The sequence below is a fragment of the Haemophilus sp. SZY H35 genome (assembly GCF_018829705.1).
Classification (GTDB): Bacteria; Pseudomonadota; Gammaproteobacteria; order Enterobacterales; family Pasteurellaceae; genus Haemophilus; species Haemophilus haemolyticus_K.
Genome location: NZ_JAHKJZ010000001.1, coordinates 95,652 through 114,074 on the forward strand (window position 1 = coordinate 95,652; position 18,423 = coordinate 114,074).

13 protein-coding genes are annotated in these 18,423 nt (G+C 38.9%); 8 read left to right on the plus strand and 5 right to left on the minus strand.

Features of this window, described 5'->3' with window-relative positions; all coding sequences use genetic code 11:
* Positions 1-117: 117 nt before the first annotated feature.
* The 3 genes from potC to potA are packed head-to-tail and all read right to left on the minus strand — an operon-like array spanning position 118 to position 2,850.
* Positions 118-888 (minus strand): spermidine/putrescine ABC transporter permease PotC, encoded by a 771-nt coding sequence (potC, locus tag KP710_RS00460; protein ID WP_005628794.1) that lies wholly within the window; start codon positions 886-888, stop codon positions 118-120.
* Positions 888-1,748 carry a spermidine/putrescine ABC transporter permease PotB gene (gene potB, locus KP710_RS00465; RefSeq protein WP_005638601.1) on the minus strand — a complete coding sequence of 287 codons (861 nt, stop codon included), beginning with the start codon at positions 1,746-1,748 and terminating at the stop codon, positions 888-890. The genes potC and potB overlap by 1 nt, the downstream gene beginning before the upstream one ends.
* On the minus strand, positions 1,732-2,850 hold the full coding sequence (gene potA / locus KP710_RS00470; protein ID WP_165818753.1) for a spermidine/putrescine ABC transporter ATP-binding protein PotA: 1,119 nt from the start codon (positions 2,848-2,850) through the stop codon (positions 1,732-1,734). The genes potB and potA overlap by 17 nt, the downstream gene beginning before the upstream one ends.
* 296 nt (positions 2,851-3,146) lie before the next feature.
* Between potA and pepT the strand changes: the two genes are divergently transcribed.
* The gene (gene pepT, locus KP710_RS00475) at positions 3,147-4,385 is read left to right on the plus strand and encodes a peptidase T (RefSeq protein WP_111407892.1); all 1,239 of its coding nucleotides are present in this window, start codon (positions 3,147-3,149) and stop codon (positions 4,383-4,385) included.
* A 159-nt stretch (positions 4,386-4,544) separates the two neighbouring features.
* Here pepT and KP710_RS00480 read toward each other — a convergent pair whose 3' ends face one another.
* Positions 4,545-5,174 (minus strand): histidine phosphatase family protein, encoded by a 630-nt coding sequence (locus KP710_RS00480; RefSeq protein ID WP_111407893.1) that lies wholly within the window; start codon positions 5,172-5,174, stop codon positions 4,545-4,547.
* 89 nt (positions 5,175-5,263) lie between these two features.
* Positions 5,264-6,631, minus strand: coding sequence for a toxin/drug exporter TdeA (gene tdeA / locus KP710_RS00485; protein WP_215770834.1), 1,368 nt, complete (start codon positions 6,629-6,631; stop codon positions 5,264-5,266).
* A gap of 304 nt (positions 6,632-6,935) precedes the next feature.
* On the opposite strand from tdeA, the gene glnS reads away from it, so the two are divergent.
* The 7 genes from glnS (at position 6,936) to glgA (ending at position 18,338) form a co-directional block, all read left to right on the plus strand.
* Positions 6,936-8,606, plus strand: coding sequence for a glutamine--tRNA ligase (glnS, locus tag KP710_RS00490; RefSeq protein ID WP_140523859.1), 1,671 nt, complete (start codon positions 6,936-6,938; stop codon positions 8,604-8,606).
* Positions 8,607-8,684: 78 nt separating this feature from the next.
* A complete protein-coding gene (locus KP710_RS00495; protein WP_032803351.1) occupies positions 8,685-9,137 on the plus strand; it encodes a YcgN family cysteine cluster protein in 453 nt (150 codons plus the stop codon).
* A 70-nt stretch (positions 9,138-9,207) separates the two neighbouring features.
* The gene (malQ, locus tag KP710_RS00500; protein WP_181153967.1) at positions 9,208-11,298 is read left to right on the plus strand and encodes a 4-alpha-glucanotransferase; all 2,091 of its coding nucleotides are present in this window, start codon (positions 9,208-9,210) and stop codon (positions 11,296-11,298) included.
* A gap of 9 nt (positions 11,299-11,307) precedes the next feature.
* Positions 11,308-13,497: a 1,4-alpha-glucan branching protein GlgB gene (gene glgB / locus KP710_RS00505; protein WP_215770835.1), complete on the plus strand. Its 2,190-nt coding sequence runs from the start codon at positions 11,308-11,310 to the stop codon at positions 13,495-13,497.
* 3 nt (positions 13,498-13,500) lie between these two features.
* The gene (glgX, locus tag KP710_RS00510) at positions 13,501-15,477 is read left to right on the plus strand and encodes a glycogen debranching protein GlgX (RefSeq protein ID WP_215770836.1); all 1,977 of its coding nucleotides are present in this window, start codon (positions 13,501-13,503) and stop codon (positions 15,475-15,477) included.
* 22 nt (positions 15,478-15,499) lie between these two features.
* Positions 15,500-16,801: a glucose-1-phosphate adenylyltransferase gene (gene glgC / locus KP710_RS00515; protein WP_005627058.1), complete on the plus strand. Its 1,302-nt coding sequence runs from the start codon at positions 15,500-15,502 to the stop codon at positions 16,799-16,801.
* Between the two features lie 106 nt (positions 16,802-16,907).
* On the plus strand, positions 16,908-18,338 hold the full coding sequence (gene glgA / locus KP710_RS00520; RefSeq protein WP_215770837.1) for a glycogen synthase GlgA: 1,431 nt from the start codon (positions 16,908-16,910) through the stop codon (positions 18,336-18,338).
* The last annotated feature ends 85 nt before the right edge of the window (positions 18,339-18,423 follow it).

Below are 18,423 nucleotides of genomic sequence, written 5' to 3' on the forward strand. Positions count from 1 at the left end.
TTCTCCGTAAAGAGTCGTAAAAAACCACCTGCCGAATGACAGGCATAAAAAACGCCTTGATTGTGCGTCAAGGCGTATTCTATTTTAAATTCAAAGGTTTGTGAAACCTTTTGTTTATTAATGGTTATTTTTTCGTGTAATTAGCTGGCTTAAAACGACAAGAGCCAGTGAAAGCACGATCATAATTGTTGCTAAAGCATTAACTTCAGGTGTTACACCGGTTTTCACCAGAGAGAATATTCTCAATGGTAAGATTTCATAACTTACACCACTGACGAATGATGAAACCACAACATCATCTAGTGAAATAGTGAAACTTAATAACCAACCAGATACAACTGCAGGTAATGCTAAAGGAAGGATAATTTTACGTAAAATAGTCACTTCGCTTGCACCTAAGTCTTTCGCTGCTTCTAACATTCTAGAGTCAAAGCCATTTAAGCGAGAGAAGATAGTTACGGTCACATACGGTAAACAGAAGGTCACATGAGCCAATAATAAAGACCAGAAACCTAATGAAATACCCACAACCATAAATAATGCAAGCAAAGATACTGCCATTACAATATCTGGTGACATCATGACGATAAATAACATACCGCTTACCGCTTGTTTACCGCGGAATCGATAGCGATAAAGTGCGATTGCAGTTAATCCACCTACAATAGTCGCTAGTGTAGCCGCAAAAAATGCAATAGTTACCGAATGAATCGCTGCTTGTATTAAGGTGTCGTTATTAAATAAACGCTCGTACCAGTTCCAGCTAAAGCCTTTCCAGCTTAAACCATAACGATCTTCGTTAAAGGAATTAGTGACTAAAATAATAATTGGGATATACAAATAAGCGTATACCACAAACATAAATGCATTACGTAGTAAACGACTCATTATTCTAACTCCACTTTCTTATTCAATAGTTTGTTCGCGCGGTAGTACACGAAAATCAACAATGCCATTAGAACAGTTAAACCAATACTGATTGCAGAACCAAATGGCCAGTTACGAGAAATTAAGAATTCGCTCTTAATTACGTTACCAACTAGCAATACTTTTGCTCCGCCAAGTAAGTCTGCAACGTAGAACATACCCATTGCTGGTAATAACACTAATAAACACCCTGCGATGATGCCTGGCATGGTTAGTGGTAAAATAACACGGAAGAAACGTTGGAATGCATTTGCACCTAAATCTCTTGCTGCCTCTAATAAGCGACCGTCTAATTTCTCAATCGCAGAGTAGAGCGGCAAAATCATAAATGGCAATAGCAAATAAACTAAGCCTATGATTACCGCAATTTCTGTATTCAAAATGCGAATTGGTTCACTCAAAATTCCCATATCCATCAACATGGTATTAAGCACACCTTTCACACCGAGAAACACTTTCATTCCATAAATACGGATCAACGAGTTTGTCCAGAATGGTAAAACCACAAGGAACAATAAGAGCGGTCGATATTTAGGATTAATTTTGCTCATCATGAAAGCAAATGGATAGCCAACTAATAAGCAAATAATGGTAGCTATGCCCGACATATACAATGAATTCCACACAACTTGTGCATAAAGCGGATTAAACAAGTTTGTGTAGTTTTCAATGGTGATTGGGAAAGCGTAAAAGTCGCTACCGTCTCTAGTCAGAAAACTTACGGCGAATACCAATAAGTTTGGAATCAACACAAAGAAGATGAGCCAACTGAAGATAATCGCAACAGTAATTTTCTGGAATTTATTATTGATTATCTTCATCGTTGAGAACAACCTCCCAGCCTTCATGCCATGTGATGCCTACGCGTTGACCTACGCTATGATCCATATGTGGATCGTCTTCGTTAAAGAATTCACTTACAAGTACACGCATGCCATTATGATCAAATTCTACAGTTGATTCTAATGTCATTCCTTTGTAAGTGCGGTCAACAATGTGGCCGATAATCGCTTTAGAATGTTCATTTTCATCTAATTCTTCAATCACAATATCTTCAGGGCGAAGGAGTACTTGAAGTTTTTGATCTTTCTCAACAGGCATGTCTGTGTAAATATCACAAACTCGACCTTCAACATTCGCGAGTACAACTTGTTCTGACTTACGTTCAATCACCGTTGCTTCAAATACGTTAATTTCGCCAATGAAACGAGCAACGAATAAGTTAGCTGGATCTTCATAGATTTCACGTGGAGAACCATCTTGTGCGATTTTACCTTTACGCAACAACACAACACGATCAGACATTGTAATTGCTTCTTCTTGATCGTGGGTGACGAAAATAAAGGTAATGCCAAGCTGACGTTGTAACATTTTGAGTTCATTTTGCATTTGTTTACGCAATTTGTAATCCAATGCAGATAAAGACTCATCAAGTAACAACACTTTTGGTTTATTTACTACGGCGCGAGCGATGGCAATACGTTGTTGTTGTCCGCCAGAAAGTTGGGTTGGCTTACGATCAGCCATTTCTTCTAGCTGTACCATACGCAAGGCTTCTAAAACACGCGGTTTAATTTCGTCGTTTGGTACTTTTTGCATACGCAAACCAAAAGCCACGTTCTCAAAAATTGTCATATGTGGAAATAGCGCATAGCTTTGGAATACCGTATTAATATGACGTTTTTCCGCTGGTACATTGGTGATATCTTCACCATCTAAAATAATGCTACCTGAATCCAATTCTTCTAAGCCTGCAAGTAAGCGTAAAACTGTGGTTTTACCACAGCCTGAAGGGCCGAGAATAGTGACAAATTCACCGTTATTAATTGTAAGATTGAAATCGTTAATAATGGTGTTAGAACCATAGGATTTTTTGATTGAACGAAGCTCAATAATAGGCTTGTTTTGAAGCTGATTTTCCACTAGCTTTGGTTTTCTCCCTAATTTCACCAATGATTTGGTACTGAGTAGAAATAAAACCTGCAAGACTGCAGGGGCGACATATAAAAATAGACGCCTATGATATAGTGAATTGTTAATAATTAAAAGGACTTAATACCTTAGAAAGTAAAAAAACTGCCGTTCATAAAAATAACAAGAAATTTACCCGCACTTTCGATGAATTTTACTTCATTAATTTTATAAATATTGTTATATATCAAGATGTTTTCTATTTTTCTCGTTAAACTAAAAAAGATATTTTTAAAAGGAGCGAGAATATGATTTCTCAAACAGATAAAACAGAACTTTTAGAACGATTTTTACATTATGTGTCTTTTGACACTCAATCAAAACCTAATGCGAAGCATTCCCCCAGCTCTGTCGGGCAAATGAAGTTAGCCATGCAGTTGCAAAAAGAGCTCATCCAACTTGGTTTAGAGAATGTTCAAGTAAGTAAATACGCGGTTGTGACCGCATTTTTACCGGCTAATGATCCTAACTTAACGAAAACCATTGGTTTAATTGCGCATCTTGATACATCTCCGCAATGTAGTGGTAAAAATGTACGCCCTGAAGTGATAGAGCAATATCGTGGCGGAGATATTGCATTAGGTATTGGCGAGGAATTTATTAGTCCTGTTTACTATTCTTTTATGCAAAAATTGGTCGGGCAGACTCTGATTGTTGCCGATGGAACCACTTTGCTTGGGGCGGATAATAAAGCGGGAATTGCAGAAATTATGACCGCACTTTCCATTCTTCAAAAAGAGAATATTCCTCATTGCAATATTCGCGTTGCTTTTACGCCTGATGAAGAAATTGGCTTGGGAATCCATTATTTCCCAATGGAAAAGTTTTACTGTGATTGGGCATATACCATTGATGGGGGAGAAGTAGGGGAATTAGAATACGAAAACTTTAATGCTGCCACGGCAAAAGTGCGGTTTTTCGGGCGGAGTATTCATCCTGGTTACGCAAAAGGAAAAATGGTGAATGCACTGACTTTAGCTTGCGAGTTCCAGCAAGTTTTTCCAGTTGATGAAGTACCAGAAAAAACAGATGGGAAAGCGGGCTTTTATCATTTAGAAGATTTTTCTGGCGATATTGAGCAAGTAGAGCTCACTTATTTAATTCGTGATTTTGATGAGCAGAATTTCGCACAAAGAAAAGCTTTTATTAAAAGTCAGGTGGAAAAATTTAATGCTAAAAAAGGTTTGAAAAAGCCTATTGAGTTAGACATTCAAGATAGCTACCAAAATATGTATGATGTGGTAAAAAATGTTCCTCAATCAATTGAACTTGCTGATCGAGCAATGAAAGCGGTAGGGGTTAAACCAAGTCATAAGCCGATTCGAGGCGGTACAGATGGAGCATTTTTAGCCTCTAAAGGTTTAGCATGTCCCAATATTTTTACGGGCGGCTATAATTTCCATAGTAAACACGAGTTGGTTTCTTTACAAGGCATGGAAAAGACGGTCCAAGTAATTATCGAAATGTTAAAATGTAAAGAACTGTAAAGATTTGTAAAGAAATGTAAGGGTTTCTCTTGCTATTCTTTAGATTAATCAATATAATGACCTTGTTTTATTGAGATTCCTTTGATAAAGCTAAACTTTAGAGATTTTATTCATAAATTCCTTTTTGATGCCCCTAATTATTTAGGGGCTTTTTTTTACCTATTGTAAATGCGTTGTGTCATTTAGTTTTTTAAGGCTAAAGCCTTTTTCACTGTCATAATGCATGATGCTAATAGCAGTATTTAATAAAGATACTGATTTATCTTTATCTCGGTGATTTTGCCAAGTTGCGCCATTGAGTAAAGCAATCAATAGACGCAAGGTATGGCCATGCGATACCACTAAAATATTCCCTTCTTGATGAATCTTAATAATATCTTGTAAAGCTACGATAGCGCGTTTGGCTAGTTGTTCATAGGTTTCTCCACTATTCGATTCAGCTTTATAGTTTGCAGGATCATTAATCATTTGTTGGAATTCGGGCAAAGGTCGGATCAGTTCCACATTTGTTCCTTCCCAACTACCAAAATAATGTTCATTTAATCCACGATGTTGGAATAAGGGAATGTTTCGATCGCCAATAATATAATTGGCCGTGTCAATGGTACGTTGTAAACAGCTCGAATAGGCCGCAATAAAATCGACATTTTGTAAAGCTTGCCCAGTTTTGACCGCACTTTGAATGCCTTCTTCTGTTAATGGAGAATCTCCACTGCCTTGCATTAATCCTTGTTCGTTCCAAACAGTGCGGCCATGACGAATAAAATAAAAAGTAAGTTGTTTTTTCATTTTTAGGAATATTTATTGGTAAGGTTTATACCTTAATGAGGAATGTAATATTAAAAAGGGCGTTTAAAAACGCCCTATGTTTAGTTTTATTAACGAGAGTAATATCCCGCCATTGAGCTATATACCGCATTTTCACTTTGCAACACTTGATATTTTGCATTCAAAATTGCAAGTTGTGATGATTTTTCAGTATTGGCTGCAACTAACCATTCGCGCAATTCGGACACGCCCGCATTATAGCGATTTCGATAATATTGCGTGATACGTTGATTGTAACTATGGGTTTGCTGTAAATTACTTAATGTGCTTTGCGCTTGGGTAAATGCAAAGTAGTTGGTATCCACATTATTGAGAGCGGTGGTAATACGTTGTTCGTAATTTAAACGCGCGGTTTCATAGTCAGCTTCAGAAATTTTAACGTTCCATTTTACGGTGTTCCAATTTAAGAATGGCAAGCTAATTCCGACCGTGCCTGCAGCCACAGGATTGTGTAACGCCGTGCCAACAGTACTTGCTGTTGAAGATAGACTTCCACCTAAATTAACCTCTGGGAACCAGCTTTTTTGAGTTGCTTTCGCATTTTTGAATGCACTACTTAAACGGAATTGTGCTGCTTTTACATCAGGACGATTTGCAATCACAGATACAGGAACATTCAAATTCACCCCAGCTGTTTTCACATTCATAATATGTGGGAAAGTGATATTTAACGCATCGTTTGGTTTTAAGTTTAGCAGATTGCGCAAGGTTTGTTCTGCCGTTTTGCGTTGGGTTTCAAAATTTAATTTGTTATTACGCGCCGTTAATACTGCTTGTTGCGCTTGATCTACGCTGACCGCATCTGCCACACCCTGTGCTAAACGCGTTTGCATAATATTACCAATGTCAGTGTAATATTTGATCGTTTCGTTGGTTGTGCTAATTGCATCATTTAAATAAGCAATTTGATAATAAGTTGTTACTACAGAATTGATTAATGATAAACGAGCAGATTCCATGTCTTCTGCAGTTGCTTTGTGCGACCATTCTGCAGCATCAGCGGCATTGGCTAAACGTTGCCAAAGATCTAATGTATAGCTCACATTTAAAGAACCTTTGTGTGAAATGGCAGAGTTTACACTTGTGTCAACTCGGCGTTTTGCCTCAGATGAAGTTGAACCATTAAATGCAGGCACTAAATTTGCGCCCACTAAATTTGCACTATAAAGTGCACGGTTTACGGCCACAGCTGCTTTAGCTAAATCTTTGTTGTTTATTAACGCTTGTTCTACGACGCGATTTAATTGCGCATCGTTATACAATGACCACCAATTTTCTTTTACATTATATTGCTTGGTAATTTCTTCATATTGCTTGTAATCTTCAAGGCTAGCTTGATAAGAATCGCCAATATTGGCACATCCCACCAATGCACCAGACATCAACAAAGCAAGCGTGATATTTTTCATTTTAGACATTGAGTTTTCCTTCTTACGAAAATGAGTGGAAAGTGCGGATGATTTTAACCGCACTTTTGTGTTTTACAAAATTATTCCCTTGCGAACCCAATTATAAAACAAACCACTGAACGATTGTTCATAAAAGGCGGCATTGTAATGATTTATTCTATTTTTTGCACGAAAAATCTTGCTGTTAAACACAAAATGCTGAAAAAGTCATAAGCTATTAAGTATAAAGTGCGGTTAGTTTGGTGATCAAATTCACAAAGCCTTGCTTTTCGTATAGAATGGCAAAATTATTTTTTCTATTTATGAGAAAGTTATGAGCAATACAGAAATTCTAGAAAGTGCAGAAAATACTCGCACTCACAATTTTATTACCCAAATTATTGATGAAGATTTAGCTTCGGGTAAACATAAAAGTGTGCATACCCGTTTTCCGCCTGAGCCGAACGGCTATTTACATATCGGTCATGCGAAATCGATTTGTTTAAACTTTGGCTTAGCAAAAGAATATCAAGGTTTATGTAACCTACGTTTTGACGATACCAATCCTGTAAAAGAAGACGTGGAATATGTAGATTCCATCAAAGCTGACGTGGAATGGTTAGGTTTTAAATGGGAAGGCGAACCGCGTTATGCATCTGATTATTTTGATGCGCTTTATGGCTATGCGATTGAATTAATCAAAAAAGGCTTAGCCTATGTGGATGAGCTTTCTCCAGAAGAAATGCGTGAATATCGCGGTACCTTAACCGAGCCTGGTAAAAACAGCCCATATCGTGACCGCACTATTGATGAAAACTTAGCTTTATTTGAAAAAATGAAGAACGGTGAGTTTGCAGAGGGTAAAGCAAGTTTACGTGCAAAAATTGATATGGCATCGCCATTTATGGTCATGCGTGATCCAGTAATTTATCGTATTAAATTCGCTAGCCATCACCAAACAGGTGACAAATGGTGCATTTATCCAATGTATGATTTCACCCACTGTATCTCTGATGCCATTGAGCGTATTACACACTCAATCTGTACATTAGAATTCCAAGATAACCGTCGTTTATATGACTGGGTGTTGGAAAATATTAGTATTGAACGTCCATTACCGCATCAATATGAATTCTCTCGTTTAAATTTAGAAGGCACATTAACGTCTAAACGTAAATTATTGAAATTAGTGAATGATGGAATTGTAGATGGTTGGAACGATCCGCGTATGCCAACGATTTCAGGTTTACGCCGTCGCGGTTATACACCTGCTTCGTTACGTGAATTCTGTCGTCGTATCGGGGTAACGAAACAAGATAACGTGGTGGAATATTCTGCACTTGAAGCCTGCATTCGTGAAGATTTAAATGAAAATGCACCACGCGCAATGGCAGTGATTGATCCTGTTCGTGTCGTGATTGAAAACTTTGAAGGCGAAGAAACCTTAACGGCACCAAATCACCCGAATCGTCCTGAATTAGGTGAGCGTCAATTACCGTTTACGAAAGAGCTATATATTGATCGCGCAGACTTCCGTGAGGAAGCGAACAAACAATATAAACGCTTAGTATTAGGTAAAGAAGTACGTTTACGTAATGCTTACGTGATTAAAGCTGAACGTGTCGAAAAAGATGCAAATGGTGAAATTAGCACGATCTTCTGTACTTACGATCCTGAAACTTTAGGTAAAAATCCTGCTGATGGTCGTAAAGTCAAAGGTGTTATTCACTGGGTTTCTGCAGCACGTAATCACCCAGCTGAATTCCGTTTATATGATCGCTTATTTACCGTATCAAATCCAGGTGCTGAAGATGATATTGAAAGCGTGTTAAATCCGCATTCTCTCGTGGTAAAACATGGTTTTGTAGAACAAAGCTTGGCGGCTGCGGAAGCAGAGAAAGGTTATCAATTTGAACGTGAAGGTTATTTCTGTGCGGATAGTAAAGATAGCCGCCCTGAACATTTGGTATTTAACTTAACAGTAAGCTTAAAAGAAGGCTTCTAATTTTAATCAACTAAGTGCGGTCAAAAACAAATGTGATTTTGACCGCACTTTTTATTTGTATCTACCATGCAATCCAGTATGCAACTTGAACCTAATTTTTGGCAAACAAAATCCCTGCTTGAAATGACCGAATCTGAATGGGAATCCTTATGTGATGGCTGCGGCAAATGCTGTTATCGCAAATATATTCAAGGGCGAGGTAAACGCCAAAAACTCTATTACACCCGAATTGCTTGTAACCTTTTAGATGTGGAAACAGGAAAGTGCGGTAATTATTCAGAGCGTTTTAAAATTGAAACCGACTGCACCAAACTCACTAAAAAGAATTTACCTGATTTTCATTGGTTGCCTGATACTTGTGCCTATCGTTTGCTTTATGAAGGAAAAACACTCCCTGAATGGCATCCACTCATTTCTGGTCATGCGGATTCCTTGAAAAATGCTGATGTTTTAATCAAAAATGGGGTGCATGAACGCGATGTGATTGATTGGTTTGAATTTATTATTGACGAAGATCACACTTTTAAATAAAGCCGGTTGTCATCACTTTCAGCTTGGTTATAATCCCTAACAAGAGTTATACAGTTGTCATGTGGTGTCTATGCAAATCTCGGATTCTCTCAAACAAAAAGCAGAAAAATGTGGTATCGCGCTTTCTCACTATGATATTGATGGACATCTTATTTTCGCAGATGAAAAGACGGTTTCAACTTTTGTTGAGCTTTTGCAGCCTCCGCCAAAAGCGAAAGGACAGTTTGATGATGTACTGGCTGCATTTGAAAATGAACCGATTGATTATCAACTCAATCGTCTAGATTTGTCGCCTGCCAGTGAATATCGTTATCAGCTGATTGATGAATCTAATGTCATTCTGTTAGAAAAAACACTTTCAAATTTATCCGCACTTTCCCTGCCTCCACTTCCTTTTGGCTATTATCAATTATCTATTTTTTCCGATACTGAACAGTACCGCGTTCGTTTACTTATTTCTCCTAAAACAGCGTTTCAACCACCCGTATTAAAAAATAAAAAAGTGTGGGGTGTAAATGTGCAACTTTACAGTTTACGCTCAGAACAAAACTGGGGCATTGGCGATTTTGGTGATTTAGCCTGTTTGATTGAACAAAGTGCAAAACAAGGCGCAGATTATGTGGGAATTAATCCATTACATTTGCCATATCCTGCTGTGCCAAACTGGTCTAGCCCTTATAGTTCCTCCTCTCGTCGTTGGTTGAATTTTTTATATTTAGCGATTCCAGTGTTACCAGAATTTAAGCGTTGCCGTTCAGTGCAAAATTGGTTTAAGCGTGAGGATATTCAAGCAAAAATAGGCGCTTTGCGTGAAAGTGATTGCGTCGATTATTCTTCAATATTGGTTTTAAAATTAACCGCACTTGAGTCCCTGTTTGATTTCTTTCAACGTAGTCAATCTGTTGAAATTACGACGCGTCGAAAAATCTTTGCTGATTATTTAAAAAACAAAGGTGAACCTTTGTTGTTACAGGGGCTATTTAATGTATTAGATTTACAAGAACACGCCGATCATCAAGCAGAAGAAAATAGCATCGGTTGGCTTGGCTGGCGTAAGGAATGGCAACATTTAAGTGCGGCAAAAAGAAAAGCCCTATTAAAAACACACCATGAGCAAATCCAATTTTTTGCTTGGTTGCAATGGCTTACGGAAGAACAACTTTCCGCATTACAAAATCTTTGTAAACAGTCTGGTATGAAGTTGGGGATTTATGGTGATTTAGCCGTAAATAGTTCTCGTGGCAGTGCTGATGTATGGAGCGATCCTGATTTATATTGTATAAATGCCTCTATTGGCGCGCCCCCTGATCCGTTAGGCCCAGTCGGGCAAAATTGGAATTTGCCACCTTATAATCCAACCGTGCTAAAAGCACGTGGCTTTTCACCATTTATCGATATGCTACGTGCCAATATGCAATATTTCGGTGTGCTACGCATCGATCATGTTATGGGCTTATTCCGTTTGTGGTGGATTCCAGAAGGAAAAACCGCGGCTGATGGCGCTTATGTTCATTATCCTTTTGATGAATTAATGGCGATTCTTGCCATTGAAAGTGTACGTAATGAATGTTTAATTATCGGTGAAGATCTCGGCACCGTGCCTGATGAAGTGCGGTGGAAATTAAACGAGTTTCAAATTTTCTCTTATTTTGTATTGTATTTTGCCCAACGAAATGGCGAATTTCCTCTTATATCTGATTATCCTCGAAATGCTTATGCCACCATTGGCACGCATGATGTTCCCTCATTACAAAGTTTTTGGCATTGCCGTGATTTAGAATTATTTAATCAACTCGGTATTTTAAATGGGGAAGTGCTCAAGCAAAAATACGATCAACGCGTCATGGATAAACAAGCATTATTAAATAGTTTGCATCGTGATAATTATTTACTGCCGCATTATGAAGGCGATGCGCTTTCTATGGCGATGCACGATCATTTAAACCGAATGATCCATCATTATTTGGCGGAAAGTAATAGCCGATTGATTGGTGTGCAATTAGAAAATTTACTTAGCCAAGAAATCAGTTTTAATTTGCCGGGCACCTCAAATGAATACCCAAACTGGTGTAAGAAACTTTCTCAAACGTTAGCGTTTATTTTTAGCAATGAAGCTTTAAAAACGTTCTTTGTGCAAATTAACCAAGGGCGAAATGTATAAGGAGTAAATATGACAACCGCAGTAACACAAGCAATTATTGATGGTTTTTTTGATGCGAGCAATGGCGATCCTTTTGCTACGCTTGGTATGCACGAAACTGAGCTAGGAATTGAAATCCGTACGTTATTGCCAGATGCCAATCGAGTGGTGGTGATTGAGCGTGAAAGTGGTAAAGAAATAACGGAACTGAATTGTGTCGATGAGCGTGGCTTTTTTGTTGGTGTTATTCCAAATTGTCATCATTTTTTTGCTTATCAATTACAGGTTTTTTGGGGAAATGAATCGCAAATAGTCGAAGATCCTTATCGTTTTCATCCTATGATTGATGATTTAGAACAATGGCTACTTTCTGAAGGTTCTATGCTTCGCCCATATGAAGTCCTTGGTGCGCATTTTATGGAATGTGATGGTGTGAGCGGGGTGAATTTCCGCTTATGGGCACCTAATGCAAGACGAGTTTCTATTGTAGGTGATTTCAACTATTGGGATGGTCGCCGTCATCCTATGCGTTTTCATCTAAAAAGTGGTGTTTGGGAGCTATTTTTACCAAAAGCCAGTTTAGGACAGCTCTATAAGTTTGAATTAATTGATTGCCATGGCAATCTTCGTTTGAAAGCCGATCCATTTGCCTTTAGTTCGCAACTTCGCCCTGATACTGCATCACAAGTCAGTGCATTACCAAATGTTGTCGAAATGACGGAACAACGTCGTCAAGCAAACCAGGCAAATCAACCGATTTCCATTTATGAAGTGCATTTAGGATCTTGGCGTCGTAATTTAGAAAACAATTTTTGGCTAGATTACGATCAAATTGCTGATGAATTAATCCCTTATGTAAAAGAGATGGGCTTTACCCATATAGAATTTTTGCCGCTTTCTGAATTTCCATTTGATGGTTCTTGGGGCTATCAGCCACTTGGACTTTATTCGCCCACCAGTCGCTTTGGTTCACCCGAGGCATTCCGCCGTTTAGTAAAACGCGCACATGATGCGGGAATTAATGTGATTTTAGATTGGGTGCCAGGGCATTTCCCAAGTGATACCCATGGTTTAGTCGCGTTTGATGGCACGGCTTTATATGAGCATGAAGATCCTCGCGAAGGCTATCATCAAGATTGGAATACCTTGATTTATAACTATGGGCGTAATGAGGTCAAAAATTTCTTATCCAGTAATGCACTGTATTGGCTTGAACGTTTTGGTGTAGATGGTATTCGCGTGGATGCCGTGGCTTCGATGATTTACCGCGATTACAGCCGTGCGGAAGGTGAGTGGATTCCAAACCAATATGGCGGACGTGAAAATTTAGAAGCCATCGAGTTTTTAAAACATACCAACTGGAAAATTCACAGTGAAATGGCGGGAGCAATTTCTATTGCGGAAGAATCTACCTCTTTTGCTGGCGTAACCCACCCAAGCGAAAACGGCGGATTAGGTTTCAATTTCAAATGGAATATGGGCTGGATGAACGATACGCTCGCCTATATGCAGCTTGACCCAATTTACCGCCAATATCATCACAATAAAATGACTTTTGGGATGATGTATCAATACAGCGAAAATTTTGTGCTACCGCTTTCCCATGATGAAGTGGTGCATGGCAAATATTCACTTCTCGATAAAATGCCAGGAGACGCATGGCAAAAATTTGCGAACTTACGTGCTTACTACGGCTATATGTGGGGCCATCCGGGTAAAAAATTGCTCTTTATGGGTAATGAATTTGCTCAAGGTCGTGAGTGGAATTACGAAGAAAGTTTGGACTGGTTCTTGCTTGATGAAAATATCGGTGGGGGCTGGCATAAAGGCGTTTTGAAATTAGTAAAAGATTTGAATCATATTTACCGAGAAAACTCACCGCTCTTTGAACTGGATTATTCACCTGAAGGCTTTAATTGGCTTGTCGTTGATGATGCAGCAAATTCTGTATTTGCTTTTGAGCGTCGCAGCTCAAATGGTGAGCGCATTATTGTCATCAGTAACTTCACACCTGTGCCACGCCATAATTACCGTATTGGGGTAAATGTTGCGGGTACTTATGAAGAAATTCTGAATACTGATTCTATGTATTATCAAGGCTCTAATGTGGGCAATTTTGGCTATGTAACAAGTGAAGAAATTGAAAGCCATGGACGAGAAAATTCTATTTCGATATCTATTCCACCGTTGGCGACAGTTTATTTGAAATACAATTTGTAAGATATGTTTACGATTTATAACAATGGCAAACCAGCACCAATGGGCTATTCAATATTCACTGATAATGGCGTGAAGGTGACCAATTTTGCACTGTTCTCTGGTGCGGCGAGTGGGGTTGAACTTTGCCTGTTTGATGGGGATAAGGAAACGCGATTTCCTATGGTTCGCACAAATAATGTATGGAATTTAGCTGTAGCAGGTGTTGAGATTGGGACAGAATATGGATTCCGCATTCATGGTGAACATGCCAATCCGAATAAATTAATGTTCGATCCTTATGCGAAGGCGGTGAATGGTAAACCAGATTTAACTACCGAAAAAAGTCGTTCTTGGTTCTTAATGAATGATCATCGCGATAATGCTCATATTGCGCCAAGAGCGGTGATTATTTCAGAATATTTTGATTGGGAAAATGATACCGCACCCAATACGCCTTGGGCGGAAACCATTGTGTATGAATTGCATATCAAAGGTTTTAGCCAACTTAACGACAAGATTCCCGCTGAATTACGGGGCACCTATGCGGGCTTAAGTCATCCTATTAATTTAGCTTATTTAAAAGAATTAGGTGTGACTGCTGTGGAATTGCTGCCTGTAAATTTCAATATAAATGAACCGCACTTACAGGCACGAGGTTTACAAAATTATTGGGGATACAATCCCTTAGCCATGTTTGCGATGGAACCTAAATATGCGGCAACAAATAATCCATTAGCTGAATTTAAAGCGATGGTAAAGGCGTTTCACAACGCGGGTATTGAAGTGATTTTAGACGTGGTATTTAACCATTCCGCAGAATCAGAGCAAACTTACCCAACATTCTGCCAGCGTGGTATTGATGATCAAACTTACTATTGGCGCAACGATCAAGGGCGTTATATCAATTGGACAGGCTGCGGCAATATGCTCAATTTATCCTCTGATGTTGGGCGAAAGTGGGTCATAGATTGCTTACGTTATTGGGCTGAACACTGTCATGTTGATGGTTTTCGATTTGATTTAGCCTCTGTGCTAGGGCGTGATACACCAGATTTTAATGCACAAGCTCAGCTTTTTACTGACATAAAAAATGAGCCAAGTTTACAAAATATTAAATTGATTGCTGAGCCTTGGGATATTGGACATTACGGTTATCAAGTCGGGAATTTCCCAAGTTACTTTGCGGAATGGAATGATCGTTTTCGTGATGATCTTTGCCGTTTTTGGTTATGGAAAAGTGGTGAAATTGGCGCATTTGCAGAACGCTTTGCAGGTTCTAGCGATTTATTTAAGAAAAATGATCGCTTGCCACACACAACGCTTAATTTTATTACCGCCCATGATGGTTTCGTCATGCAAGATTTGGTGAGTTATAACCAAAAACATAACGAAGCGAATGGCGAAGAAAATCGTGATGGTCGCAATGAAAATTACAGTTATAACCATGGGGTAGAAGGTTCTACTGAATCCCTTTCTGAACCGCAAAAAAGTGCGGTGGAAAATAACCGCACTTTTGCACAAAGTGGATTATTAATGAGTTTATTGCTTGCGAATGGCACACCTATGCTTTTGGCGGGCGATGAGTTCGGCAACACTCAATATGGTAACAATAATGCCTATTGCCAAGATAACGAGATTACTTGGCTTAAATGGGCAAATTTTAACAAGGAATTATTTGAACTTACCAAGCAAACGATTGCAGCGCGTAAGCAAATTGGTAGTTTAAATCGGAATCAATGGTGGTCAGGTGACAATGTGCAATGGCTTAACATTCATGGTAACCAGATGACAGTTGACGATTGGCAAAATCAACAAACCAAAGCATTACAAGTAGTTTTAGATAAGCATTGTCTTTTATTGATTAATGCCAAAGCCGAAGGACAGGTGTTTCACTTACCCGATGGAAAATGGACACCTCAAATAGGCACACATAATTTAACCCTCGATGCACAACAAGCAGAGCTTAGCTCAATGGGCTTTTGTATGCTGAGTGACGAATAACTATAAGACTATGGAGATCCTTATGAAAGCTGGCGACCTTAATAAATATGATTTAGTTAAAAATACTTTGGTGCTTATTCTTGCGGGTGGACGAGGTTCACGCTTGCATGAACTTACGGATAAACGTGCAAAACCCGCCCTTTATTTTGGTGGTAACCGCCGTATTATTGACTTTGCACTTTCTAATTGTATTAACTCTGGTTTGAACCGCATTGGCGTAGTGACTCAATACGCGGCACACTCTTTACTTCGTCATTTGCAAACAGGTTGGTCTTTCTTACCACAAGAAAAAGGGGAGTTTGTTGATATGCTTCCTGCTCGTCAACAAATTGATGATTCAACTTGGTATCGTGGTACGGCGGATGCTGTTTATCAAAATATGGCGATTATTCGTGATCATTATCGCCCTAAATATGTTTTGATCTTGGCGGGTGACCATATTTATAAACAAGACTATAGTGTCATGTTGATGGACCATGTTAACAGCGGTGCAAAATGTACGGTGGGGTGTATTGAAGTACCACGCTCTGAAGCACATGAATTTGGTGTCATGGCGGTAAATGAAAATTTAAAAGTCAAAGCCTTTGTTGAAAAACCAAAAGATCCGCCAGCAATGGTAGGTAAACCTGATGTTTCACTCGCATCGATGGGGATTTATGTGTTTGATGCTGATTATCTTTACAAAATGTTGGAGAGAGAGGTCAATACACCACAAACTAGCCACGATTTCGGTAAAGATGTATTACCAAAATGTTTAGCAGAAGAAACCCTTTACGCGCATCCTTTCAGCCGTTCTTGCATGGGACGTAATACTGAAGGTGAAATTTATTGGCGTGATGTAGGTACATTAGATAGTTTCTGGCAATCTAATATTGATTTAGTATCTGAAAATCCACAGCTTGATATTTATGACCAAAGTTGGCCAATTCGCGGTAATCCAATTCAAGCTTATCCGTCAAAATTCTTCTACAAAAATTCAAACGTTCATCCAGTCGATAATTCTTTAATTGGCGGCGGTTGTGTCATTACTGATGCGTCTATCAGTAATTCTGTGCTATTCGATCGCGTTAAAATTGATGCTTTCTCAAAAGTGGATCATTGCGTGGTATTGCCACAAGTTAAAATCGGTAAGAATTGTATATTGAAAAACTGTATTCTAGACCGTGAATGTATCATTCCAGATGGCATGGAAATTGGTGTGAATATGGAAGAAGATAAAAAACGATTCCGTATCAGTTCAACTGGTAAAGTGATTTTAGTTACCCCGAAAATGCTGAAAAAATTAGAAGGGGAAGAAGTTGTATCTGAAGAGCATTTAGATTAATGATGAAAAGTGCGGTGAATTTTGACCGCACTTTATAATCCCCTCTTTTCTAAAGAGGGCAGTTGATCGAGCGTTATTTATGTTTTATAGGGAAAATAAAAATTAAATGAAAGTTTTACACGTTTGCTCTGAATTTTATCCGCTCCTCAAAACAGGCGGTTTAGCCGATGTTTTAGGGGCATTACCGCAAGCCCAAAATCAAATAGGGCTTGATGCACGTATTTTATTGCCTGCTTATCCAGCGATTTCAGCAGGTATTTCTAATACACAAGTTGTGGCTGAATTTGATAATTTTGCGGGACATGTGGTGTTGCGCTACGGCGAATATAATGGCGTAGGCGTTTATTTAATCGATGCTCCACATTTATATGCGCGTGAGGGGAATCCATATCACGATTGTTACTATAATGACTATGGTGATAATTATAAACGTTTTGCCTTACTTGGTTGGGTTGGCGCTGAATTATCCACTGGTTTAGATAGTTGGTGGCGTGCGGATGTGGTTCATGCTCATGATTGGCATGCAGGCTTATGTGCTGCTTATTTATTTAATAAAGGTCGTCCAGCAAAATCCGTATTTACGATCCATAATTTAGCGTATCAAGGGCAATTTCATTATCAGCATTTATTTGAAATTGGCTTGCCTGCAGGCATGTTTAATGTTGATGGTTTAGAGTTATTTGGACAGATTTCCTATTTAAAAGCAGGCTTATTTTATTCCGATGTCAGCACTGCAGTGAGTCCGACGTATGCCAAAGAGATTACAACACCTGAATTTGCCTATGGCTTGGAGGGTTTACTTTCTGGCTTAAAATCTCAAGGGCGTTTAGTGGGGATTCTTAATGGTGTAGATGAAAATATTTGGCATCCAAATGCCGATCAATATATTCAGCATCATTACAAATTGAAATATATGGCAGGTAAAAAACAGAATAAAGCTGAACTGCAAGCTTATTTTAATTTACCGCAAGATGAAAATGCATTGGCATTTGTGATGGTAACCCGCTTAACCGAGCAAAAAGGCGTGGATTTATTGATTGAAAGTGCGGATGAAATTGTAAAACAAGGCGGTCAGCTGATGATTTTAGGTTCTGGCGCACCGCACTTTGAACAAGGTATTCGTGAGCTTGCTGAACGTTATCCACAAAATGTTGCAGTCAAAATTGGTTACGATGAAACACTGTCACATTTATTAGTGGCAGGTGGTGATGTGATTTTAGTGCCAAGCCGTTTTGAGCCTTGTGGCTTAACACAACTTTATGGTTTGCAATATGGCACCCTGCCTCTTGTTCGTAAAACGGGTGGTTTAGCCGATACGGTGGTGGATAGCACTCCTGAAAATATTAAAGATCGCACGGCAACTGGTTTTGTTTTTGAGCAAGCTACCGCTGAAGATTTACGCAGAAGCATTCAGCAAGCGTTTGATATTTGGCAAAAAACGAGAGTGTGGTCAGCATTACGAGCGAATGCGATGGCGCAAGATTTCAGCTGGCGTAAAGCAGCAGAACAATATCGTGCACTTTATGAACGTTTGTAGTTTTATTTATAAACGTTAAGAGCAATAGTCTGTTTGTAGATTATTGTTGCAAGCTCTGTGATTGTGCTTGTTTTTCGACAAGATA

Bases quoted from the DNA above. Each gene is read 5' to 3' on its own strand.
- potB (WP_005638601.1), bottom strand. From the start codon at position 1,748: ATGAAGATAATCAATAATAAATTCCAGAAAATTACTGTTGCGATTATC.
- KP710_RS00480 (WP_111407893.1), bottom strand. From the start codon at position 5,174: ATGAAAAAACAACTTACTTTTTATTTTATTCGTCATGGCCGCACTGTT.
- glgA (WP_215770837.1), top strand. From the start codon at position 16,908: ATGAAAGTTTTACACGTTTGCTCTGAATTTTATCCGCTCCTCAAAACA.
- glgB (WP_215770835.1), top strand. From the start codon at position 11,308: ATGACAACCGCAGTAACACAAGCAATTATTGATGGTTTTTTTGATGCG.
- malQ (WP_181153967.1), top strand. From the start codon at position 9,208: ATGCAAATCTCGGATTCTCTCAAACAAAAAGCAGAAAAATGTGGTATC.
- potC (WP_005628794.1), bottom strand. From the start codon at position 888: ATGAGTCGTTTACTACGTAATGCATTTATGTTTGTGGTATACGCTTAT.
- glnS (WP_140523859.1), top strand. From the start codon at position 6,936: ATGAGCAATACAGAAATTCTAGAAAGTGCAGAAAATACTCGCACTCAC.
- glgX (WP_215770836.1), top strand. From the start codon at position 13,501: ATGTTTACGATTTATAACAATGGCAAACCAGCACCAATGGGCTATTCA.
- glgC (WP_005627058.1), top strand. From the start codon at position 15,500: ATGAAAGCTGGCGACCTTAATAAATATGATTTAGTTAAAAATACTTTG.
- pepT (WP_111407892.1), top strand. From the start codon at position 3,147: ATGATTTCTCAAACAGATAAAACAGAACTTTTAGAACGATTTTTACAT.
- KP710_RS00495 (WP_032803351.1), top strand. From the start codon at position 8,685: ATGCAACTTGAACCTAATTTTTGGCAAACAAAATCCCTGCTTGAAATG.
- tdeA (WP_215770834.1), bottom strand. From the start codon at position 6,631: ATGTCTAAAATGAAAAATATCACGCTTGCTTTGTTGATGTCTGGTGCA.